The sequence below is a fragment of the Thauera linaloolentis 47Lol = DSM 12138 genome, assembly GCF_000310205.1.
In the GTDB taxonomy this organism is placed as follows: Bacteria; Pseudomonadota; Gammaproteobacteria; order Burkholderiales; family Rhodocyclaceae; genus Thauera; species Thauera linaloolentis.
Genome location: NZ_AMXE01000011.1, coordinates 36,516 through 59,579 on the forward strand (window position 1 = coordinate 36,516; position 23,064 = coordinate 59,579).

The 23,064-nt window shown below is 67.4% G+C and carries 17 protein-coding genes; 9 read left to right on the plus strand and 8 right to left on the minus strand.

What is annotated here, in order from left to right:
• Nucleotides 1-127 precede the first annotated feature (127 nt).
• The 6 genes from C666_RS20865 to C666_RS05280 form a co-directional block, all read right to left on the minus strand.
• Nucleotides 128-922: a PEP-CTERM sorting domain-containing protein gene (locus C666_RS20865; protein WP_154666235.1), complete on the minus strand. Its 795-nt coding sequence runs from the start codon at nucleotides 920-922 to the stop codon at nucleotides 128-130.
• A gap of 252 nt (nucleotides 923-1,174) precedes the next feature.
• Nucleotides 1,175-2,455, minus strand: coding sequence for a sulfate adenylyltransferase subunit CysN (cysN, locus tag C666_RS05260; RefSeq protein ID WP_004334825.1), 1,281 nt, complete (start codon nucleotides 2,453-2,455; stop codon nucleotides 1,175-1,177).
• Nucleotides 2,456-2,496: 41 nt separating this feature from the next.
• Nucleotides 2,497-3,411 carry a sulfate adenylyltransferase subunit CysD gene (cysD, locus tag C666_RS05265; protein WP_004334828.1) on the minus strand — a complete coding sequence of 305 codons (915 nt, stop codon included), beginning with the start codon at nucleotides 3,409-3,411 and terminating at the stop codon, nucleotides 2,497-2,499.
• Nucleotides 3,412-3,520: 109 nt separating this feature from the next.
• On the minus strand, nucleotides 3,521-4,291 hold the full coding sequence (locus C666_RS05270) for a phosphoadenylyl-sulfate reductase (protein ID WP_004334831.1): 771 nt from the start codon (nucleotides 4,289-4,291) through the stop codon (nucleotides 3,521-3,523).
• The gene (locus C666_RS05275) at nucleotides 4,288-4,842 is read right to left on the minus strand and encodes a DUF934 domain-containing protein (RefSeq protein WP_004334834.1); all 555 of its coding nucleotides are present in this window, start codon (nucleotides 4,840-4,842) and stop codon (nucleotides 4,288-4,290) included. The genes C666_RS05270 and C666_RS05275 overlap by 4 nt, the downstream gene beginning before the upstream one ends.
• The gene (locus C666_RS05280) at nucleotides 4,835-6,523 is read right to left on the minus strand and encodes a nitrite/sulfite reductase (RefSeq protein ID WP_004334836.1); all 1,689 of its coding nucleotides are present in this window, start codon (nucleotides 6,521-6,523) and stop codon (nucleotides 4,835-4,837) included. The genes C666_RS05275 and C666_RS05280 overlap by 8 nt, the downstream gene beginning before the upstream one ends.
• A 175-nt stretch (nucleotides 6,524-6,698) precedes the next feature.
• On the opposite strand from C666_RS05280, the gene cysB reads away from it, so the two are divergent.
• Nucleotides 6,699-7,640, plus strand: coding sequence for an HTH-type transcriptional regulator CysB (gene cysB, locus C666_RS05285; RefSeq protein ID WP_004334839.1), 942 nt, complete (start codon nucleotides 6,699-6,701; stop codon nucleotides 7,638-7,640).
• A gap of 23 nt (nucleotides 7,641-7,663) precedes the next feature.
• Here the strand turns inward: cysB and C666_RS05290 are convergent, their stop codons facing one another.
• On the minus strand, nucleotides 7,664-8,665 hold the full coding sequence (locus tag C666_RS05290; RefSeq protein WP_004334841.1) for an asparaginase: 1,002 nt from the start codon (nucleotides 8,663-8,665) through the stop codon (nucleotides 7,664-7,666).
• Between the two features lie 288 nt (nucleotides 8,666-8,953).
• Between C666_RS05290 and prsT the strand changes: the two genes are divergently transcribed.
• Entirely contained in the window at nucleotides 8,954-11,758 is a 2,805-nt protein-coding gene (gene prsT, locus C666_RS05295; RefSeq protein ID WP_004334844.1) for an XrtA/PEP-CTERM system TPR-repeat protein PrsT, read from the plus strand.
• A 135-nt stretch (nucleotides 11,759-11,893) separates the two neighbouring features.
• Nucleotides 11,894-12,652 (plus strand): exosortase-dependent surface protein XDP1, encoded by a 759-nt coding sequence (gene xdp1 / locus C666_RS05300; RefSeq protein WP_004334846.1) that lies wholly within the window; start codon nucleotides 11,894-11,896, stop codon nucleotides 12,650-12,652.
• 84 nt (nucleotides 12,653-12,736) lie between these two features.
• Here the strand turns inward: xdp1 and C666_RS05305 are convergent, their stop codons facing one another.
• Nucleotides 12,737-14,593 (minus strand): ABCB family ABC transporter ATP-binding protein/permease, encoded by a 1,857-nt coding sequence (locus tag C666_RS05305; RefSeq protein WP_004334849.1) that lies wholly within the window; start codon nucleotides 14,591-14,593, stop codon nucleotides 12,737-12,739.
• 147 nt (nucleotides 14,594-14,740) lie between these two features.
• Here C666_RS05305 and C666_RS05310 point away from each other — a divergent pair, with 147 nt between their 5' ends.
• From C666_RS05310 to C666_RS05335, 6 genes are all read left to right on the plus strand, one after another.
• The gene (locus tag C666_RS05310; RefSeq protein ID WP_004334852.1) at nucleotides 14,741-15,418 is read left to right on the plus strand and encodes a TetR/AcrR family transcriptional regulator; all 678 of its coding nucleotides are present in this window, start codon (nucleotides 14,741-14,743) and stop codon (nucleotides 15,416-15,418) included.
• 53 nt (nucleotides 15,419-15,471) lie between these two features.
• The gene (locus C666_RS05315) at nucleotides 15,472-17,958 is read left to right on the plus strand and encodes an acyl-CoA dehydrogenase (protein WP_004334854.1); all 2,487 of its coding nucleotides are present in this window, start codon (nucleotides 15,472-15,474) and stop codon (nucleotides 17,956-17,958) included.
• A complete protein-coding gene (locus C666_RS05320) occupies nucleotides 17,955-19,241 on the plus strand; it encodes an acetyl-CoA C-acetyltransferase (protein WP_004334856.1) in 1,287 nt (428 codons plus the stop codon). The genes C666_RS05315 and C666_RS05320 overlap by 4 nt, the downstream gene beginning before the upstream one ends.
• The gene (locus C666_RS05325; RefSeq protein WP_004334858.1) at nucleotides 19,238-21,259 is read left to right on the plus strand and encodes a 3-hydroxyacyl-CoA dehydrogenase NAD-binding domain-containing protein; all 2,022 of its coding nucleotides are present in this window, start codon (nucleotides 19,238-19,240) and stop codon (nucleotides 21,257-21,259) included. Before C666_RS05320 ends, C666_RS05325 begins: the two co-directional genes overlap by 4 nt.
• A complete protein-coding gene (locus tag C666_RS05330) occupies nucleotides 21,260-21,667 on the plus strand; it encodes an acyl-CoA thioesterase (RefSeq protein WP_004334860.1) in 408 nt (135 codons plus the stop codon).
• A 77-nt stretch (nucleotides 21,668-21,744) separates the two neighbouring features.
• The gene (locus C666_RS05335; RefSeq protein ID WP_004334863.1) at nucleotides 21,745-23,031 is read left to right on the plus strand and encodes an OmpP1/FadL family transporter; all 1,287 of its coding nucleotides are present in this window, start codon (nucleotides 21,745-21,747) and stop codon (nucleotides 23,029-23,031) included.
• Nucleotides 23,032-23,064 lie beyond the last annotated feature (33 nt).

The window sequence follows — 23,064 nt, forward strand, 5'->3', positions numbered from 1 at the left end:
CGGGCGGGTACAAGTGGCCGTCCGCCGTGCCGTGCAAGCACGTGCTGCATGCGCCAGGCCCCGGGGCCTTCGTCCGGAAACGAAAACGGCGCCTTGCGGCGCCGTCTCGAATCTTTGCGGAGAGCGCTCAGGCTTCGTGCCTGCGACGGCGCACCATGCCGAGGCCGGCCAGGCCGATGCCGAGCAGGGCGAGTGTGGCGGGTTCGGGGACCGGTTGCGGGTTCGGTGGCTCCACCTGGTCACCCACGAATCCGATCAGATTCTTGGTCAGGTTCTGCTGGTCGTCCCCCCGGTTTCCCTGCATGAAATTGACGTCGAAGATCGTGGTCAGGGCGCCATCGAGCGCATTCTCCAGATCGCCGACCCCCCATGCGATGCCGGAGCCGCCCGTCCCGTTTTGTCGCTCGGTAATGAAGCTGCCATTGCCGGCATCGCCGACGCCGCCTGCGCATGCGTAATTGACCGATGCCACGGCATTGGGGCCGTTGAACGGTGCGTTGACGCGTTGCGTGCCGTCGCAGTTGAATGCCCAGTTGAGGCTCCCGCCGCCGGCCAGCGCGATGAAGTCGAGGATGCTGTTGTTGCGGGGCATGAAATTATCGTTCTCGCCCATCAGGAACATGCCGCCACCCGCCTGGAGAAAACCGAGGTACTGGGTCTGCTGGGCGCCGGTTAGTGCGAAATTGGTGCTGAAGCGGATGTCCCATACCTGAGTGTAAGGGCTCAGGTCGGTCGGGATGTCGCTGGTGATGGTGACCGTGTTGCCAGCGGCGGTGTGGAGGGCGCTGAGATTGTTGGTGATCTGGGACGTCGTTTCGGCTTCGCTGGTCTGATTGGCTCCGTTCACAATCAGAACCGGTCCGGCCAGGACTGCGCCCGACATCGAGATGGCCATCGCGCCGACAAGTAGTTTCAGTTTCATCTGCAATCCTTGAGTTCGTTGGTTTTTGTGTCTGTTTGACGCCGTTGGATAACGACGACGAACAAAGCAGATACCGTGCCACCGTCTTCTATGCAGATGAGCGGAAAAGGAAAATCCGTAAGGCTGCGCCGGGTTCTGTCTCAGGATGTAAATTTATTCGACGTCGGGAAAGATGAATGCAGCAAGCCGGCGGCAAAGAAAAGCCGCGGCATGGCACGGAGCCATGGCGCGGCTTGGGGATGGGGCATCGGGTCAGCCGATCATCCCCGCGCCGACGGTGTTGTTGGTGCTTTCGTCGATGATGATGAAGGCGCCGGTGCCGCGGTTGTCCGCATAGCGGTCGGCGACGATAGGCTGGGCGAGCTTGAGCGTGACGCGGGCGATGTCGTTCATCGCCAGGCCGGTAGCGGCTTCCCGTTCCAGCGTGTTCACGTCCAGGCGGTAGTCGATCTTGGCGAGCTTGGCCTTCACTTCGCGCGTGGTGTGGCGCACGAGATAGGTGCGCGCCGGCGACAGCGGGGCTTCGGCCAGCCAGCAGATGGTGGCGTCGATCTGCTTGACCGGCTCGGGCGCCTCGGCGGACTTGACGATGAGATCGCCGCGCGAGATGTCGATCTCGTCTTCCAGCAGCAGAGCCGCCGATTGCTCGTGGATGGCGCGCTCCAGCGGGATGCCGCCGATTTCGATCCGCCTGACCTTGCTGGTGGCGCCCGAGGGCAGTACCGTGACGGCGTCGCCGACGGCGATCTCGCCCGATTCGACTCGGCCCATGAAGCCGCGGTAATCGTGCAGCTCGGGGTTGGCCGAATCCTGCGGGCGGCAGACGAACTGCACCGGGAAGCGGAAGTCCTCGGCGCGCTCGGTGTGGGCGGCGGGGGCATTCTCGAGGATGTCGAGCAAGGTGGGGCCGTCGTACCAGCCCAGGCGTTCGCCGCGGTCGACGATCATGTCGCCGGCCAGCGCCGAGATCGGGATGAAGCGCACGTCCTTGATGCCCAGTTTGGCGGCGAAGGCGAGATAGTCGGCCTTGATGCGCTCGAACACCGCCTGGTCGTAGTCGACCAGGTCCATCTTGTTGACCGCCACCAGCAGGTGGGGAATGCCGACCAGGCTGGCGAGGTAGGAGTGGCGGCGGGTCTGGGTCAGGATGCCCTTGCGCGCATCGACGAGGATGATGGCCAGATTGGCGGTGGAGGCCGCGGTGACCATGTTGCGGGTGTACTGCTCGTGGCCCGGCGCGTCGGCGATGATGTACTTGCGCCGGCCGGTGGAGAAGTAGCGGTAGGCGACGTCGATGGTGATGCCTTGTTCGCGCTCGGCCTGCAGGCCGTCGGTGAGCAGCGACAGGTCGACCGCGTTCATGCCGCGCTTGGCCGAGGTCCTTTCGATGGCGTTGAGGGTGTCGGCGAGGATGGTCTTGCTGTCGAACAGCAGGCGGCCGATCAGGGTGCTCTTGCCGTCGTCGACGCTGCCGCAGGTCAGAAAGCGCAGCAGGCCGTTGTCGATCTCGGGCAGTTGTTCGGGTGCGGACATGGTCATGATTCCTTCAAGCTTTCTTCAAGTTCGGTCGCGGGTCAGAAGTAGCCTTCTTTCTTGCGCTGCTCCATCGATGCCTCGGAAGTCTGGTCGTCCATCCGCGTCGCGCCGCGCTCGGTGATCGTGGTCGTTGCCGTCTCGGCCAGGATTTTCTCCACCGTGTCGGCATCGGATTCGACCGGCGCCGTGCAGGTGATGTCGCCGACGGTGCGGAAGCGCACCAGCACGTCCTCGACCGTGTCGCCCGGCTTTGCCGGCGTCAGATCGGTGACAGGCTGCAGCAGGCCGTTCTTGCGCACCACCGGGCGGGTGTGGGCGAAATAGATCGACGGCAGCTCCAGCGCTTCACGCTGGATGTATTGCCACACGTCCAGCTCCGTCCAGTTGCTGATCGGAAAGGCGCGGATGTTCTCGCCCTTGTGGCTGCGGGCGTTGTACAGGTTCCACAGCTCCGGGCGCTGGTTCTTCGGGTCCCATTGGCCGAATTCGTCGCGGAAGCTCATGATCCGTTCCTTGGCGCGCGCCTTCTCCTCGTCGCGCCGCGCGCCGCCGATGCAGGCGTCGAAGCCGAATTCCTCGATGGCTTCCAGCAGCGTCACCGACTGGTGCTTGTTGCGCGACTCGCCCGGATGCTTCAGCACCACGGTGCCGCGCGCCATGGAGTCTTCCACCGAACGCACGATCAGGCGCTCGCCCAGCTCGGCGGCGCGCTTGTCGCGGAAATCGGTCACTTCCGTGTAGTTGTGGCCGGTGTCGATGTGCATCAGCGGGAAAGGAAAGCGGCCCGGGCGGAAGGCTTTCTCGGCCAGGCGCAGCAGACAGATCGAATCCTTGCCGCCGGAGAACAGCAGCACCGGATTGGCGCACTGGCCGGCGACTTCGCGCAGGATGTGGATGGCCTCGGCTTCGAGCCAGTCGAGGTGGGACAGCGTCTGTTTGGTCAGCGTCGACATGATGTGATTACCGTTGCGGATGCTTGTTCGGATACCTGCGTAAGGTGTGCGCCGAGTCCAGCCGGCGCCGGGGGCGCCGCGGGCGGGTGGCGGCTTGCCTGCCCCGTGTTCAGCCTTTCTTGGCGTGGAGGCCGCATTCCTTCGTCTCGGGGTCTTCCCACCACCATCGCCCGGCGCGCACGTCCTCGCCCAGCGCGATGGCGCGCGTACAGGGGGCACAGCCGATGCTCGGGTAGAACTGGTCGTGCAAGGCGTTGTAGGGCACGTCGAAGATGCGGATGTAGGCCCATACCTCGGTCTCGCTCCAGTCCGACAGCGGGTTGAGTTTCTGCAGCCCGTTGGCACTGTCGAATTCGCGCAGCGGCAGGCCGCTGCGGGTTACGGACTGGGCGGCGCGCAGGCCGGTGATCCAGGCTCGCTTGCCGGCCAGCGCGCGGCGCAGGGGCTCCATCTTGCGCACGCCGCAGCAGGCCTTGCGCAGTTCGATCGAGTCGTAGAAAGCGTTGATGCCATGGCTACGGACGAAATCTTCCACCGACGCGGCGTCGGGGAAGAACACCTTCAGCTTCGTGCCGTAGCGCTGCTCGACTTCGCCCATCAGCGTATAGGTCTCGGCCGGCAGACGGCCGGTGTCGAGCGAGAAGACCTCGATCGGCAGCGCATTCGACAGGATCAGGTCGGTCAGCACCATGTCCTCGGCGCCGAAGCTGTTGGCGAAGCACAGCGCGTCCGGGCCGCCGAACTCGGCGGCCGCGTCGCGCAGCAGGGCGAGCGCGGCCGCGGCCTTGGCGCTCACGCTCGCACGCAGCGCGTCGTCGAGCCCGGGCCGGGTCGCGGGGTTGCCGGCTGCGGGGCGCAGCGCAGAGACACTGGCGTTCATCGGGCGGCATCCTCTTGTCGCGGGCTGCGCGGCTGGCGGCGGAACAGTGGTTCCGGACGGTCGACCGCGCCCTGGTAGGGATTGGTGAAGTCCCGCAGGCTGGCGAGTGCGGCTTCGAGCTGGGCCGTCGTGTACTTGCCCTCGCGCGGCTGCAGCACGCTGAAGCCGCAGCGCAGCAGGAAGAAGAACTGGTCGCGCAGCACGTCGCCGATCGCGCGCAGCTCGCCCTCGTAGGCCAAGCGCGTGCGCAACAGGGTGGCGAGCGAATAGCCGCGGCCGTCGGCGAACTTGGGGAAATCGACGGCGACGACCGGCAGCGCCGGCAGATCGGCCGCCAGCGCGGCGGGGTCTTCGTCGCCGGCGAGCCAGACGCCGAGCGTGCCGGCCTCGGCCTTCGGCAGCAGTTCGGCGCGCCGCGCCTGCCAGGTGGCAAGGGGAACGATGACGTGGCCGGCAGGCAGCACGGCATCGGCTGCAGCCTCGCCCTCGGCCAGGCGCAATACCTGCCAGTCGTCCGACTGGACGCGGCCGTTCTTGATGATCTCAGGCATTGGTGGTCTCCCGGGCTTCGAGGCGGGCGTTGCGTTCGGCATAGACGCGGGTCTTGAACGAGTCGACGCCGATGCGGCGCACGGTATCGATGAAGCGCTCGTCGTCATGGCGGTTGTCGACGAAGGTATCGATCAGCGAACTGATCACGTCCGGCATCTCGGCGGCGGCGAAGGAGGGGCCGATCACCTTGCCCAGCGCAGCCTGGCTGCCTTGGGAGCCGCCGATCGTCACCTGGTAGAACTCCTGGCCGTTCTTGTCCACGCCGAGAATGCCGATGTGGCCGACGTGATGGTGGCCACAGGCGTTCATGCAGCCGGAGATGTTCAGTTCCAGCTCTCCCAGATCGTACAGGTGGTCGAGGTCGCTGAAGCGGTCCTGGATCGCGTTGGCGATCGGGATCGACTTGGCGTTGGCCAGCGCGCAGAAATCGCCGCCGGGACAGGAGATGATGTCGGTCAGCAAGCCGATGTTCGGTGTCGCCAGGCCCAGCTCGCGCGCCTGCTGCCAGAGCGCGAACAGGCCGGCCTCGCGCACGCTGGCGAGCAGCACGTTCTGTTCGTGGGTGTTGCGCACCTCGCCGAAGGCATAGCGGTCGGCGAGGTCGGCGATGGCGTCGAACTGCTCGGCCGTGACGTCGCCCGGCGCCACGCCATAGGGCTTCAGCGACAGCACCACGCTCGCGTAGCCCGGCACCTGGTGGGTACGCACGTTGCGTCGCGCCCAGGCGGCAAAGGCCTTGTCTTGCGCGAGGTGGGCACGGTAGCCGGCATCCTGCGGCAGCGGGGCCAGCAGCGGGTCGTCGAAGCGGCTCGCGACACGATCGATCTCGGCCTGGGTCAGCGTGGACGGGCCATCCTTGAGGTGGATGAACTCCGCTTCCACCTGGCGCGCGAATTCTTCGACGCCGAGCGCCTTCACCAGGATCTTGATGCGTGCCTTGTAAGCATTGTCGCGGCGCCCATGCAGGTTGTAGACACGCAGGATCGCCTCGCAGTAGTTCAGGATCTGCTGCCAGGGCACGAAGGCGGAGACTTCCTCGCCGATGATCGGCGTGCGGCCCAGGCCGCCGCCCACCAGCACGCGGAAGCCCAACGCGCCCGCCGCGTCGTGTGCGATGTCGAGACCGATGTCGTGCGCGTGGATGAGCGCGCGGTCCTGCTTCGCGCCGTTGACCGCAATCTTGAACTTGCGCGGCAGGAAGGCGAATTCGGGGTGGAAGGTGCTCCACTGGCGCAGGATCTCGCACCATGGGCGCGGGTCGGCGATCTCGTCGGCGGCCACGCCGGCGAAGGGGTCGGAAGTGACGTTGCGGATGCAGTTGCCGGAAGTCTGGATCGCGTGCATCTGCACCTGGGCCAGCAGGCCGAGGATTTCGGGTACGTCTTCCAGGCGCGGCCAGTTGAACTGGATGTTCTGGCGCGTGGTGACGTGGCCGTAGCCGCGGTCATACTTGCGCGCGATATGGCCCAGCGTGCGCAACTGCTTCGAGTTCAGGTTGCCGTAGGGCACGGCGATGCGCAGCATCGGCGCGTAGCGCTGGATGTAGAGGCCGTTCTGCAGGCGCAGCGGGCGGAATTCGTCCTCGCTCAGCTCGCCGGCGAGGTAGCGCTGGGTCTGGTCGGCGAACTGGGCGACGCGCTCATCGACGATGCGCTGGTCGTATTCGTCGTACTGGTACATGGTCTCTTTCTCGTCGAAGGCCGGCGAGGGAGCGCCGGGCTGCGGTTCGTGGTGGGGCGCCGGAGCGGGCGAGGCACTACACTTTGTGGAGTGTCGCGATCGTAGAGATTTGCCTTAGGGCTCAGAAGGTGTTCGGAGTTAAACTCTAAGAATTGAAAGTTATAAAGATTGGGCCATGAACCTGCAGCAATTGCGCTATATCCACGAGGTTGCCCGCCGCGGCCTCAATGTCTCCGAAGCGGCCGACGCCTTGTTTACCTCGCAGCCCGGCGTGTCCAAGCAGATCCGCCAGCTCGAGACCGAGCTCGGCATCGAGATCTTCGAGCGCCATGGCAAGCGCCTGGTCGCCGTTACCGAGCCCGGCCGCGCCGTGCTGGGAATTGCCGAACGGGTGCTGCGCGATCTCGACAACCTCCAGCAAGTCGGCGACGAGTTCGCCAACGAGGGGGTGGGCAGCCTGTCGATCGCCACCACCCATACGCAGGCGCGCTACATGCTGCCGGGCGTGGTGCGCGATTTCATGCGGCGTTATCCGCAGGTCAAGCTGTCGCTGCACCAGGGCAATCCGCGTCAGGTGTGCGAGATGGTCCTGGACGGCACGGCCGACATCGCCATCGCCACCGAGGCCATCGCCGAGTACGACGACTTGGTGATGCTGCCCTGCTATCAGTGGAACCGCTGCATCGTCGCCACGCCGCGCCATCCCATCCTGCGCGAGTCGCCGCTGACGCTGGAGGCGATCGCGCGCTATCCGCTGATCACCTACGACGATGCCTTCACCGGCCGCAGCCTGATCAACAAGGCCTTTCTCGGCCGTGGCCTCAAGCCCAACGTCGTGCTGTCGGCGATCGACTCGGACGTGATCAAGAAGTACGTCGAGATGGACCTGGGTATCGGCATCCTCGCGCGCATGGCCTACAGCCCGGAAGATGACCGGCGGCTGGGCATGGTGGATGCGTCGCACCTGTTCGAGTCGAGCACGACCCGTATCGGCCTGCGCAAGCGGGCCTGGCTGCGCACCTATGTATACGCCTTCATCGAGGGCTTCGCCCCGCATCTGACGCGGCGCATCGTCGAAAGCACGCTCGTTGGCGGCGGCAGCGACCCTGGCCTCTAGCCGGGCGCCCGGCGGGGGCGGATTCAGCCGCGCTCGAACCAGCGCTTGAGGCGCGCGCCGCGCAGTCCGGCGCCGAGGCCGGCGATGAGCCGGACGCGCGCTTTCAGCGGGTCGAGCGCGCTGCACTGCAGCCAGTTGCCGGGCCGCCCGGCGAAATGCGCGGTGGTGCCGGCGCCGCAGCGGCTGGCCAGCACCACCGGCAGGGTGTGCGGCAGTACCTCGGTGAGCGCGATTTCCCAGCTGTCGGGCAGGCTGGCGTTGCCCGGCAGGGCCAGCACCAGCCCGGCGCCGCCGCTCAGCAGGCTGGCGCGTGCCAGCGCTCGCACCACGGCCGCAGCCAGCGCCGGCGAGCTGCCCGCGGCCACCGTCAGCAGCTCGACCGGCGGCAGCACCTGGATGCTGTCGGGCAGGCTGATGCGGTGGCGGCGGTAAGGCGCGAGTCCCTGCAGCAGGGCATCGCCGGCATCGACGGTGAGCGCATCGGGCGAGCCGAAAGCGTCGACCGCAGACGGGTGGCGCTTGGCAAGGCGTGCGGCGGGCAGGATGCGGCCGCCCAGCACGGCGAGCACGCCGGCGCGGCCTGCCGCCGGGCGGCAGGCGAGCTGCACGGCCTGGTAGAGATTGAGCGGGCCGTCCGCCGACAGTGCGGTGGCCGGGCGCATCGCCGCGGTCATGACCACCGGCTTCGCGGTAGCCAGCGCGATGTGGAGGAAGTAGGCGGTTTCTTCCAGCGTGTCGGTGCCGTGGGTGATGACGATGCCGTCCACATCGGCTGCATCGGCCAGCGCCTGCACGCGGCGCAGCAGGACCAGCCAGTGCGCGGGGCCCATGTCCTTGCTGTCGATGCTGAACGGCTGCTCGGCACGTATGTCGGCCAGTTCCGCCAATTGGGGAACGGCGGCGAGCAGATCTTCGGCGCCCAGGCGGCCGGCGCTGTACCCCGTGGTGTCGGTCGGCGAGGCGGCTGTGCCGGCGATGGTGCCGCCGGTGGCGATCAGGGCGATGCGGGGTTTGCGCGTGCTCAAGGTCGTTGAATGCCGGTTTTGTTCGGGTGGATTGGCGGGCGCCGCCGGGGCTGCGCAGTGCATGCCCCGCGCCGGGGCGCGATGAAGAGGCGCGGGTATCCCGGGCGTGGGAAACCGTCCTCGGCCTGCTGTCGATTCTACGGGATGGCGAGCGTGCCCTGCCAGTCGGGCGCGGAAGCGTCGCAAGAATGGCGATGATGCTATTGATGCCGATGATGACGGATTGCACGGGACCGTTTCGAAGCGCTTTATATACTTTGCGCACACCAGAACCGGATGCCTCCGTCCATGAACCGCTCCCCCCGATCGTTTGCCCGCGTGCTCGCCATTGGCGCCGCCTCGCTGTTCCTGTGCGCATCGGCGTTTGCCGGTCCGGTGGCGGCGAGCCGCTATTACGAGGACGGCTTGAAGCGCTTCGAGGAGCAGGATGTCGTCGGTGCGATCATCCAGCTCAAGAATGCCTTGCAGCAGGACCGCGACATGCTGGCGGCGCATCTGCTGCTGGCGCGTGCCTATTTCAGGCAAGGCGACGTCGGGCCGGCCGAGGTCGAGTTCCGCGAAGCCTTGCGTCTCGGCGTGAATCGCGCCGAGGTGGCGGTGCCGCTGGCGCGCATCTATCTGCTGCAGGGGCGGCCGGCGGTACTGCTCGAAAACGTGCCGGCGGAGGGTTTGCCGGCGGCAGCCCGGCTGGAAGTGCTGAGCTTGCGTGGCCTGGCGCATGCGGCGCTGGGGCAGCGGGCACAGGCCGAGCACAGTTTCGCGGATGCGCGCGCACTCGATCCGTCTTCGCCCGTGCCGCTCGCGGCGGAAGTGCCGATGCTGATCGGCAGCGGCAATCTCGCGCTGGCGCGCGAGCGCGCGGAGCTCGCGGTGCGCAACGGCCCCGAGTTCGCGCAGGCCTTCAATGCGCGCGCCTCGGTTGCGCATTCGGCGGGTGATCTTCCGCAGGCTCTTGCGGACTACGAGCGTGCCGTGGCGCTCGATCCCGGCCTGATCGATGCGGTGGTTGCCCGTGCCGGCATCCTCGTCGATCTCGGCCGCGATGAAGAGGCGAAGTCCGCACTGGAGGTGACGCGGGGCGGCCCCACCGAGCCTCGGGCCGCCTACCTGCTGGCGCTGATCGCGGAGCGCCAGGGCGATGCCGCGCAGGCGGCGCGTTATCTTGCCGAAGCGGCCGGCCTGGTCGACGCGCTACCCTCCGAGTGGGTGGCCGGCCATGAGCAGTTGCTGATGGTGGGGGCGCTGGCACACCATGCGGGGCGGCAGTTCGAGAAGGCCAGAAAGTATCTCGAAGCGGCGATCGTGCGCTATCCGAACAATCAGGGCGCGCGCAAGCTGCTTGCGTCCATCCATCTCGACATGAATGACCATGCACGGGCCACGGGCCTCCTCGAGCACGTTCTGCGCGTGCAGCCAGGGGACGCTCAGGCGCTGAATCTGCTCGGGCGGGTCAACCTCGCACAGCGCCGATACGGCAAGGCCAGCGAGCTGTTCGAAGAGGCGGCCCGCGGCGGGGACGTGCATGCACAGTCCGCCCTGGGGTTCAGCCAGCTCGGCCTGGGCGACGTGGGCGCGGCGGTGAAAAGCCTGCAGCTTGCCTTCGAGCGTTCGCCCGGCGACCTGGCCGTGGCCAACGCGCTGGCGAACATCCTGATGCGGCAGGAGGACCACAAGGGTGCCTTGTCGGTTGCGGAGCGTGCCAGCGCGGCGGTGCCAGGCAATCCGGTTGCGCTCAATCTGCTGGGGGCGATCAAGAGTGCGACGGGCGATGCGAAGGGCGCGCGGGCGGCCTTCGATGCGGCCCTGCAGCGCAATGCGGCATTCATGCCCGCCCGCCTCAACCTCGCCCGGCTCGATGTCGCTGAAGGGCGTCTGGAGCGGGCACGCCAGACCTATGCCGAGCTACTCAAGCAGAACCGCAGCGATGTCGTGGCGATGCACGAGTCGGGCATGCTCGAACAGCGGGCGGGAAACCTGCGGGAGGCCGCGCGCTGGTTCGAGAAGGCCGCCGCAGAGCGTCCGGATGACATCCGCTCCGGCCTGGCGCTGATCGGCGTCAGGGCGGAGATGGGCGACAAGGCGGGCGCTCTGGAAGCCAGCAAGGCGCTCGCAGTGCGCAAAGGCTCGGATCTGGCGGTGCTGGCGGCGCTGGCCGAGTCGCAGATCGCCGTGGGTGACAACAAGGCCGCGCAGCAGACCTTGCGCGAGATGACCCGGATCGCGGAGTTCGATGCGCCGCGCCTGGTCCGCATCGGCTATCTGCAGCTTGCGGCCGGCAATCCGGCTGGGGCGGCTTATTCGGCGCAGAAGGCGCTGCAGGGGCGACCCGGGGACGAGGCGGCGATGGTGTTGGAGATCGAAGCGGCACTGCTCGGGCCGTCCGACGCCCTGGCCGGCGTCGATGGGCTGATCGCCGCCTTGCGCGCCGCGCACCCGTCGAGCGCGAGCGGTTCGAGGCTGGCGGGAGACCGTGCGGTGCAGCGCCGGCGCTTCGACGAGGCGGAGCGGCACTATCGCGATGCATTCGCGTCGGCTCCGTCGCTCGAGTTGTTGCAGCGGCGGGCGAGTGTCGCCGTGCTGAAAGGTGAGCCGAAGTCGCTGGTGCCGGTCCTGAAACGCTGGCTGGCGGAAAACGGCGATGAGCCGCGGGTCCGCGAAATGTTGGCCGAGCTCTGGATGCGGGATGGCGACTGGAAGGCCGCGCGCGACGAGTACGAGCGTCTCGTGAGCGGCGGCAATGCAGGGGCCAGCGTCTTCAACAATCTGGCGAACGTGCGCCTGGTGCTGGGCGAGGGGGACCCGGTGCCGATGGCCGAGCGGGCGCACGCGCTGGCACCAGGGGATGTCGGCATCGTCGATACGCTGGGCTGGGCGCTTGCGCATGCCGGCCGGCTGGACGAGGCCATGCGGCATCTGCGCGATGCGCGCCTGCGTGCGCCGGAAGACCCCGAGATCCGTTGGCATCTGGCGTATGTCCTGGCGAAGCTCGGGCGTGTGGCCGAAGCACGCGGCGAACTTCAGTCCGCCCTGCGGGAAAGCCCCGATGGGGCGTGGGTCGGCAAGGCCCGGGAGCTGCTCGGCCAGCTCGAGTAGTGTCGGAAATTTTGACGTGTACGATCTTTGTTGATTTTGTTAGATGAATCAAATTTTTGATAAACAATGAGTTTTTCTTTTTGGCTCGGTTTTTGCTGTGTAAGCCTTGGAATAACTGAAGTCAGGAAAACTACAATGAACCCGATCGCTTTCAAATCTGCCGTTGCAGCCGTGTTGTGTGCCGGCTCGCTGTCGGCCATGGCCGCGACCAACTGGTCGCTGACCAACTCCGCCGCCAACGAACCGTCGGTGACGGGCTGGAAGGCTTCGAACAACACCACCAATATCAACGGAACAGACGTCGGATACTGGGTCGGTTCGGGCATCGGCGTCGGGGGCGAGCCCTCGAACGACAATCAGCATGCGCTCGACAACAAGGCCGGATACGAAGTCGCGCTGCTGAGCTTCGACAGCCTGGTCCGGCTCGAGAGCGTCAAGGCGGGCTGGGCTCCCAACGACTCGGACATCTTCGTCATGGCGTTTACCGGGTTCGGCTCGATGACGGCGGCCCAGTCCCTGGATGGCGGCACCTTCGCCAGCCTCGCCAGCCGCGGCTGGACGCTGGTCGGCAACTACGGCAACATCGGCACCGCCACCAAGGAACTGGGCACGACTTCTGGCGCGTTCGAGAATACGTACTCGAGCTTCTGGCTGATCGGGGCGGGTGGTTTCACAGCTGGCACCGGTGTCAATTCGGGAGATGTCAGAAACAACGGGGTTGTACGTGATTTTAGTAATCAGACCTACGATTACCTGAAGCTCGCCAGCGTCGGCGGCACGGTCAAACCGAATGATGGCGGCGGCAGCGTGCCCGAACCCGGCTCGCTGGCGCTGGCCGGCATCGCCCTGCTCGGCATGGTCGGACTGCGACGCAGCCGTCGGATTCCGGTCTGACGCCGGCTGCCGGCAAGCTTCGAATCCATATGGCGCCTGCGGGCGCCATTTTTTTTCCTGCACGCCCCGTGCGGCGGCAGTGAGTCAGCGCGAAGCCGGGTCGGATGGTGCGTCGGACGGATCGCCGCTCGCGCCGCTTCGCGGCTCTCCCGCCTCTTCCTGTTTCTGCAGCATCCACATCTGCGCGTAGGCGCCGCCGTTTGCCAGCAGCGCGCCGTGCCGCCCCCGCTCGACGATGCACCCGCCGTCGAGCACGATGATCTCGTCCGCATCCATGATCGTCGACAGCCTGTGCGCGATGACGAGCGCGGTGCGGCCCTTGGCGGCGCGTTCGATCTGGGCCTGGATCGCCTTCTCGGTCTTCGAGTCCAGTGCCGAGGTGGCTTCGTCGAAGATCAGGATCGCGGGGTTCTTCAGCAATGCGCGGGCGATCGCCACGCGCTGTTTTTCGCCGCCCGACAGTTTCAGGCCCCGTTCGCCGACGCGGGTCTCGTAGCCGTCCGGCAGATGGCGGATGAAGTCTTCCAGTTGCGCGGCGCGCGCCACGGCCTCGACTTCTTCGCGGCGCGCGCTCGGCCGGCCGTACTGGATGTTGTAGAACAGGGTGTCGTTGAACAGCACCGTGTCCTGCGGAACGATGCCGATGGCCGCGCGCAGGCTGTCCTGGCCGAGCTGGCGGATGTCGTGGCCGTTCACCCGGATCGCGCCGCCCTGCACGTCGTAGAAGCGGTACAGCAGGCGCGCCAGCGTCGATTTGCCCGAACCGGAGTGGCCGACCACCGCGACGGTGCGGCCCGCGGGAATGTCGAAGGCGACGTCGAACAGGATCGAGCGCTTGGCGTCGTAGGCGAAACAGACGTTCTCGAAACGCACGCCGGCCGGCCCCGGAGGGAGCGTCTGCGCATCCGGCGCGTCGGCGATTTCGCGGTGCTGGTGCATCAGCCCGAACATGCGCTCGATGTCGGTGAGCGCCTGGCGGATCTCGCGGTAGATCACGCCGAGGAAGTTGAGCGGGATGTAGAGCTGGATCAGGAAGGCGTTCACCAGCACGATGTCGCCGATCGTCATCTCGCCGCTCGCCACGCGGATCGCGGCCTGCCACATCATTGCCGTGACGGCGACCGCGACGATCGCCGCCTGGCCGATGTTGAGCCCCGACAGCGAGTACTGGTTGGTGATCTGGGCCTTGATCCACTTGCCGAGCTGCTCGTCGTAGCGGCGCGCCTCGAATTCCTCGTTGTTGAAGTACTTGACCGTCTCGTAGTTGATCAGGCTGTCGATCGCGCGCGCGTTGGCCGCCGAGTCGAATTCGTTGGCCTGGCGGCGCAGCGTGGTGCGCCAGTTGGTGACCTGGACGGTGAAGCCGATGTAGGCCACCAGCGCGGCGAGCGTGATGAGCGCGAATACCGCGTCGTACTGCACCAGCAGGATGCCGATGACGAGGCCGATCTCGATCAGCGTCGGCAGAATGGAGTACAGCGTGTAGCTGATCAGCGAGCCGATCGAGCGCGTGCCGCGCTCGATGTCGCGCGTCAGACCGCCGGTCTGGCGCTCCAGGTGAAAGCGCAGCGACAGCGCATGCAGATGGCGGAACACGCGCAGCGAAATCTCCCGCACCGCCTGCTGCGTGACGCGTGCGAAGACGATCTCGCGCAGCTCGGTGAACAGCGAGGTCGAGAAGCGGAACACGCCGTAGGCGAGCAGCAGCGAGGCCGGAACGACGATGAAGGCCTGTTCGCGTGTGATCGACAGATCGTCGATCAGGTGCTTGAAGACGATGGGCACCGTGACGTTCGCGCCCTTGGCCGCGAGCAGACAGCAGAACGCGAAGATCACTCTTCCCTTGTAGGCCCAGATGAACGGAAACAGGCTCTTCAGTGTCTGCCAGTCGTGGCGTTCGGTGGGTTCGGGGCCGGGCAGGGCGGCGGAAGAGCGTCTCATGGTCTTTTTCGGAATGGGCTGGCGGAGAGCGGGCGATTCTGTTGTGCGGGCATCCGCGAGTCAAACCGTTGGCTGCCCATGAAGCACGGCTTGACTTTGGATAAAGTGAACGTATGATTCAAACAAACGTTTGAATAGAGAGCGCCGATGTTTCCCGAGCCACGCCTGCCACAGCCCGAAACGCGCGACCGCATTCTCGACGAGGCTGAGCGGCTGTTCGTGGAGTATGGCTTCGAGGGCACGTCGATGCGCATGATCACCGGTGCGGCGAACGCCAACCTGGCCGCGGTGAACTACCACTTCGGCAGCAAGGATGCGCTGATCCAGGCGGTGTTCCGGCGCCGCCTGACGGCCCTGAACGAGACCCGGCTGGCGGCGCTCGACCAGTTGGAGGCGGAAGCCGGCGGCGGGTTGATCAAGCCCAGCCGCATCGTCGAAGCCTTCTTCGGCACCGCGCTCGAACTGGCGGCGGACATGGCGCATGGCGGCAACACCTTCATGCGCCTGCTCAGCCGCACCTACAACGAACCGAACGCCTTCGTACGCCAGTTCCTGGCCGAGGAATACGCCGAGGTGATGGACCGCTTCCTGGGGGCGCTGTTCCGCGCGCTGCCGGGCGTGCCGCGCCACGAGATCATGTGGCGCTTCCACTACATGCTGGGGGCGATGTCCTTTGCGATCGCGGGCATCGAAAGCGTCTATGCGATGGCCGGCATGTCCCGCGAGGCGGAAGACCCGTCCCGCCTGCTGCCGCGCCTGATGAGTTTCCTGCTCGGCGGCCTGCGGGCGCCGTTGCCCGATTTCGGTGCGTCCGGACACGATTGATTTGACGACAGGGCGCGGGGCCCGTCCCGAACGCCCGGCACGAGGAGAACGTGATGGTCTGGTTGTTGCTGGTTTCCCTCCCTCCCTTGGCAGGCGCGCTCGCCTACGGGCGAGCGCCACTTTTTGCCTGGCTTCTGGCGGGGCTGGTGTGGCTTGCGGCATTGGGGTGGGCGGGCGACTGGCCGGTGCTGCTGACCTTGCTGGCGCTGGCCCTCTACGCGGGGGCGATGAGCGTCTTCCTCGTCGATTCGCTGCGCCGCCAATGGGTGACGGCGCCGATCTTCAAGGCCTTCCGCAAGGCCCTGCCGGCAATGTCGCAGACCGAGAAGGACGCGCTCGAGGCCGGCACGGTGTGGTGGGAGGGCGAGCTTTTCAGCGGCGATCCGGACTGGCGCACGCTCGACGGTTATCCCTGGCCCAAGCTGAGCGCCGAGGAGCAGTCCTTCCTCGACAACGAGGTCGACGCGTTGTGCCGCCTGACCCGCGACTGGGATTGCACGCAACGGCAGGACATGCCGCCCGAAGTGTGGCGCTACATCAAGGACAAGGGCTTCCTGGGCATGATCATTCCCAGGGAATACGGCGGCAAGGGCTTCTCCGCCTATGCCCATTCGCAGGTCATCACCAAGCTGTCGACCCGCTCGTCGGCCCCGGCGGTCACGGTGATGGTGCCGAATTCGCTCGGCCCGGCCGAACTTCTGCTGCACTACGGCACGCCGGAGCAGAAGCAGCGCTACCTGCCGGGCCTCGCCAGCGGGCGGGAGATCCCCGCCTTCGCGCTGACCAGCCCGTGGGCCGGTTCGGACGCGGCCTCCATCCCCGACGCCGGCGTGGTGTGCAAGGGCATGTGGCAGGGCGAGGAAGTGCTGGGCATGCGCGTCAGCTTCGACAAGCGCTACATCACGCTGGCGCCGGTGTGCACCGTGTTCGGGCTCGCCTTCCGGCTGTATGACCCGGACGGGCTGCTCGGCGGCGAGGCGGACGTCGGCATTACCTGCGCGCTGGTGCCGCACGAACATCCGGGGGTGGACATCGGCCGCCGCCATTTCCCGCTCAACGCGGTGTGGATGAACGGCCCGGTGCGCGGCAGGGACGTGTTCATGCCGCTCGATTTCATCATCGGCGGCCCCGCGATGGCCGGCCAGGGCTGGCGCATGCTAATGGAGTGCCTCGCGGCCGGGCGCTCGATCTCGCTGCCGGGCTCGAACGTCGGCATGCAGAAGCTCACCGCGCGCACCGTGGGCGCCTATGCCCGCGTGCGCTACCAGTTCAAGACCCAGATCGGCCGCTTCGAGGGCGTGGAAGAGGCGCTGACCCGCATCGGCGCCAACACCTATCTGTGCGACGCGGCGCGGACGATGACCGCCGCTGCGATCGACCTCGGCGAAAAGCCGTCCGTGGTGTCGGCGATCGTCAAGTACCACGTCACCGAGCGCGCCCGCCAGGTGGTCAACGACGGCATGGACGTGATCGGCGGCAAGGGCATCTGCCTGGGGCCGCAGAACTTCCTCGGCCGCGCCTACCAGCAGATTCCGGTCGGCATCACGGTCGAAGGCGCCAACATCCTGACGCGCAGCCTGATCCTGTTCGGCCAGGGGGCGATCCGCTGCCATCCCTTCGTGCTCACCGAAATGGACGCCGCGCAGCGCAACGACGAGGACGCTTTCGACAAAGCCTTGTGGAGCCACGTCAGCTTTACCGTGGGCAATGCCGGGCGCGCCTTCGTGATGGGGCTGACCGGCTCGCACTTCGTCAGGCTGCCGATGGACGTCGCGCCCGAAACGCGGCGCTACTATCAGCAGCTCACCCGCTTCTCTGCGGCCTTCGCCTTCATCGCCGACATTTCGATGGGGACGCTGGGCGGTGCGCTCAAGCGCAAGGAAAAGCTGTCGGCGCGGCTGGGCGACATCCTGTCGCTGATGTATCTCGCCACCGCGACGCTGAAGCGTTTCGAGGCCGAAGGCCGCCAGGCGGCCGATGCGCCGCTGATGCACTGGGCGATCTGGGACTGCATGTTCCGCATACAGCTCGCCTTCGAAGGCGTCATCGCCAACTTCCCGAACCGGCTGTTCGCCTTCCTGCTGCGCCGGCTCGTGGTGTTCCCGCTCGGCCGTCCCTACGTGGTGCCGTCCGACCGCCTGGGGCATGAAGTCGCCGCGCTGCTGATCGGGCCGTCCGCCACGCGCGACCGCCTCACCGCCGATGTCCATCTGCCAGACGACGTCGAGGAGCCGGTCGGTGCGCTGGAGGCGGCGCTACTGGCCACGGTCGCGGCCGAGCCGATCGAGGACAAGCTCAAGCAGGCGCTGCGTTCGGGGGCGTTCAAGCCGGGGCTGATGACCGGCGGCGACGTCGACGAGGTCTGGCGCCGCGCGCGTGAGGCGGGTGTCATCACCGAGGACGAGTACCTGCTCGTCGAGCGCCGCAACACGCTGCGTGATAAGGTCATCCGCGTGGACGACTTTCCGTATGACTTCGGTCTCCGCGCCGCGCTGGATGGAATGCCGGCATCCTCGCCGGCACGCGAGGAGGTGGCATGAGCGGTGAAGTGTTCATCGTCGATGGCGCGCGCACGCCTTTCCTGAAGGCGAGGACCGGCCCCGGCCCCTTCACCGCGGCCGACCTGGCGACGGCAGCCGGCACGGCGCTGCTGCTGCGCCAGCCCTTCGCGCCGGAACTGCTCGACGAAGTGATCCTGGGCTGCGCCAGCCCGTCGGCGGACGAGGTCAACATCGGCCGCGTGGTGGCGCTGCGCATGGGCTGCGGCAATGCGGTGCCGGGCTGGACGGTGATGCGCAACTGCGCGTCGGGCATGCAGGCGCTGGATTCGGCGATCGCCAACATCCGCTGCGGCCGCTCGGGCCTGGTGCTGGCGGGCGGCGTCGATGCGCTGTCGCACGCCCCCCTGCTGTTCTCCGACAAGATGGTGCGCTGGCTGGCCGGCTGGTACGCGGCCAGGACGCCCGGCCAGAAGCTGGCCGCGCTGAAGGCTTTCCGCCCCGGCCATCTCGCCCCGGTAATCGGCATCATGAAGGGGCTGACCGACCCGGTCGTCGGCCAGATGATGGGACAGACCGCCGAGAACCTCGCGTTCGGCTTCGGCATCACGCGCGAGGAAATGGATGCCCTGGCGGTCGACAGCCATCGCCGCGTGGCCGCCGCGCAGGATGCCGGCCATTACGCGGACGAGATCGTGCCGCTGATCGGGCGCGACGGCACGGTATTCGCCGCCGACGATGGCGTCAGGCGGGATTCGTCGATGGCCGGGCTGGCGAAGCTGAAACCTTTCTTCGACAAGAAATACGGCCGCGTCACCGCCGGCAACAGTTCGCAGATCAGCGACGGTGCCGCATGGCTTCTGCTGGCTTCGGCCGAAGCGGTCGAGCGCCACGGCCTGCGGCCGCTCGGGCGCATCGTCGACAGCCAGTGGGCCGGGTTGGCGCCCGAGCAGATGGGCCTGGGGCCGGTGCATGCGGTGCTGCCGATCCTGCAGCGCCACGGCCTGGCGCCGGATGACATCGATGCCTGGGAACTGAACGAGGCCTTCGCCGCGCAGGTCATCGCCTGCCTGCGCGCGTTCGGCGACGATGAATACTGCCGCACGCATTTCGGCCTCGAATCCGCGCCGGGCGCGCCGGACATGGCGCGGCTCAACGTCGACGGCGGCGCGGTGGCGCTGGGCCATCCGGTCGGTGCGAGCGGCGCGCGCATCGTGCTGCATCTGCTGCACGTGCTGCGCCGCAGCGGCGGCAGGCGCGGACTGGCGTCGATCTGCATCGGCGGCGGGCAGGGCGGGGCGATGCTGGTGGAGGCCGTGCAATGAACCATCCCATGCAACAGGACTGGAAGCACTGGACGCTGCGCCGCGAGGCCGACGGCCTGGCCTGGCTGGAAATCGATTGCGCCGGAGCGGCGGCCAACACCTTGTCGGCCGAAGTGATGGCCGAGTTCGCGCAGGCGCTCGACGAACTGGACCGCCATCCGCCCGGCGCGCTGGTCATCGCCTCCGGCAAGGCGGCCGGCTTCATCGCCGGCGCGGACATCGAGGAATTCTCGCGGCTCGACGCCCCCGCCGCGGCGCGTGCGCTGGTCGAGCGCGGCTGGAACCTGTTCAATCGCCTGGCCGCGGTGCGCTACCCCACGCTGGCGCTGATCCGCGGCCATTGCCTGGGCGGCGGCCTGGAACTCGCGCTCGCCTGCCGCTACCGGCTGGCGGTCGATGAGCCCGCCACCAAGCTGGCGCTGCCGGAGGTGATGCTCGGCATCGTGCCGGGCTGGGGCGGCATGCTGCGCCTGCCCGAGGCCATCGGCCCGGCGGCGGCGCTGGACATGATGCTGACCGGCAAGAGCGTCGACGCGCGCAAGGCGAAGCGCCTGGGCCTGGTCGACGATTGCGTGCCGCTGCGCGTCATGGCGTCGGCCGCGCGCATCGTCGCGCTGTCCGGCGCCACGCGGCGCAAGCTCGCGCTGCACGAGCGCATCCTGCGCCGTGCGATGAACGGCCCGCTGCGCGGCAAGGTGGCGGACAAGGCGCGCAAGCAGACGGCGGCGAAGGCGGCGCGCGAGCACTATCCGGCGCCCTACGCGATCATCGACATCTGGGAGAAGCACCAAGGCAATGCCTTGGCCGTGCCGGCGGGCGAGCCCGCTTCGCTGGAAGCCATCCTTGCCTCGCCGACGGCGAAGAACCTGGTGCGCGTGTTCTTCCTGCAGGAGCGCCTGAAGGCCTTCGGCAAGGACATCGACTTCACGCCGCGGCGCGTGCACGTGGTCGGCGCCGGCGTCATGGGCGGCGACATCGCAGCGGTGTGCGCGCTGCGCGGGATGCGGGTGACGCTGCAGGACCAGTCGGTGGAGCGCATCGCGCCCGCGATCCAGCGTGCGATGAAGCTGTTCGAGCGCCGCACCAAGGGCGACGCGCGCGCGCTGCGCTTCGCGCTCGACCGCCTGACGCCCGATCCGCAGGGGCACGGCGCGGCCCATGCCGATGTGATCATCGAGGCCATCTTCGAGGACCTCGAAGCCAAGCGCAGCCTGTTCGCCGGCCTCGAACGCCGCGCCCGGCCGGATGCGGTACTCGCCACCAATACGTCCAGCCTGCGCCTGGAGGACATCGCCAGCGTGCTGCAGGACCCGTCGCGGCTGGTCGGCATCCATTTCTTCAATCCGGTGCCGCAGCTGCCGCTCGTCGAAGTCGTGCGCGGCGCCGCCAGCGATGCCGAAATGCTGCGCCGCGCGACCGGCTTTGTGCGCGCCATCGACAAGCTGCCGCTGCCGGTGGAGAGCGCTCCCGGCTTTCTCGTCAATGCGGTGCTCGGCCCCTACATGCTCGAAGCGCTGCGCTGCGTGGAGGAAGGCCGCTCGCCGGAAACCGTGGATGCGGCGTTGACGCGTTTCGGCATGCCGATCGGTCCGGTGGAACTGGTCGATACCGTGGGGCTGGACATTGCGCTGGCGGCCGGCAAGGCCCTGGCCGGCGAGGGCGCCGCGCCGCCTCAGCGGCTGCTGCAGCTGGTGTCGGCGGGCAAGCTCGGCCGCAAGAGCGGCGAGGGTTACTACCGCTGGGCCGACGGCCGGGCGCAGAAGGGTGAGGCAGGCGCGTTCGACGCCGAACTGGTGGATCGCATCCTGGCGCCGCTGCTGGCCGCTGCCGAGCGCTGCGTGCGCGACGGCGTGGTCGCCGATGCCGAGCTCGCCGATGCGGGTGTAATCTTCGGCACAGGCTTCGCCCCGCACACCGGTGGCCCGCTGCACCTCGCGCGCAGTCTGGGGAAAACCCGGATTGGCGGGGCTCCGGCCGTGGCCGAACGTGGCGGCGAGGCCGCCAGCCAGGAGAACTAGATGAGCGATTTCCAGAGCGATGCCACCGAACTGCCGCATGACAAGCAGCCGGCATTGCGTGTCATGCCGATGCCCTCCGACTTGAATCCCGCCGGCGACGTGTTCGGCGGCTGGGTGATGTCGATGGTCGACATCGCCGGCGCGATACCGGCCGTGCGCCGCGCGCGCTCGCGGGTGGCGACGGTTGCGGTCAACTCCTTCATCTTCAAGCAGCCGGTCTCGGTGGGCGATCTCGTCAGCTTCTATGCAGAGGTGATCGCGGTCGGGCGCACCTCGATCACCGTGGATGTCGAGGTCTTCGCCGAGCGCGACGCGGAAAACCCGGTCGTGGTCAAGGTGACCGAGGCGCAGTTGACGTACGTTGCGCTCGACGACAAGGGGCGCAAGCGGCCGGTGCCGGCCGGATAGGCCGGCGGGTTGGGGCAGTCCGTTTTTCAGCAGTGCGGGCCGGGCCCGCAAGTCATAAAAAAGTGAGGGGACACGACATGCAACGGAAGCGTCTGACAATCGAGGTCGCGGCGGCGGCCACCCTACTGGCGGCAGGCAATGCGATGGCCGCCGGTTTCGCGCTGCAGAACCAGAACGGGGCCGGGACGGGCTATGCCTATGCCGGGTCGGCGGCGGTGGCAGAGGATGCGAGCACCGTCTACTTCAACCCCGCAGGCATGCTGTACCTGGGCGAGGGGCATCATGTCTCGGGTGCGTTCACGGTGCTCGACCGCAAGCTGGAGTTTTCCGACCGGGGGTCGAACGCATTGCGTGTGGCCGCGCCGCCGGTGCCGGCCTATCCGCTGGGCAGCGACGGCGGCGACGCCGGCGGTGCGTCACTGGTGCCGGCCGTGTTCTGGGCGATGTCGCTGAACAAGGATTTGCGCCTGGGGCTGGGGATTTCGCCGACCTTCGGCAACGCGACCGAATGGGACGACGACTTCATCGGCCGCTACCAGGGCGCCTATTCGGAGATCAAGGCGATCAACATCAACCCCAGCGTCGCGTTTAGGGTCAATGACGTCGTGTCGCTGGGCTTCGGCATCAACTACGTCCGCTTCGAGGCCGACCTGCGCGGCATGCAGCCCGTCACCGCGCTGCTGCCCAATACCGTGGACATCGAAAGCAAGCTGTCGGGCGACGACAGCGGATGGGGCTGGAACGCGGGGGTGATCTTCCAGTTGAACCCTGCGCTGCGCGTGGGCCTCACCTACCGTTCGACGATCGACCTGGATGTCGAGGGCAAGGTCGAGGCGGGGCCGATGTCCACGCCGGCCAAGGTGTCGATCGAACTGCCGGATACGGCTTCGCTGGCGCTGGCCTACCAGGCGAGCGACAGGCTGCAGATCCTCGCCGACTACACCTGGACGGGCTGGAGTTCCCTGCCGCGTCTGGAGGTCCGGCATCGCAGCCTCGGCGCCATCCTGACCGACGAATACCTCGGCTTCAAGGACAGCTACCGTGTCGGCGTCGGCATGCAGTACCAGTACACCGATGCGCTGCGCCTGCGCGCGGGCGTGGCCTACGACCAGTCGCCGATCCGCAAGGCCGAGGACCGCACCGTGCGCCTGCCCGACTCCGACCGCACCTGGCTCGCGATCGGCTTCAACTACAAGTTCAACAAGCAGACCTCGGTCGACGCCGGCTATGCGCGCCTGTTCTTCGACAAGGAGAAGATCGACCGCCGCACCGTGCTCGGCACCACCGCGACGGGCCAGTTCGTCCGCGGCTCGTTCGATACCTCGGTGAACATCTTCTCGGTCCAGCTCAATCACGCTTTCTGACCCCCGCAGAGGGGGGCGGCCGGCCTCGGGGCC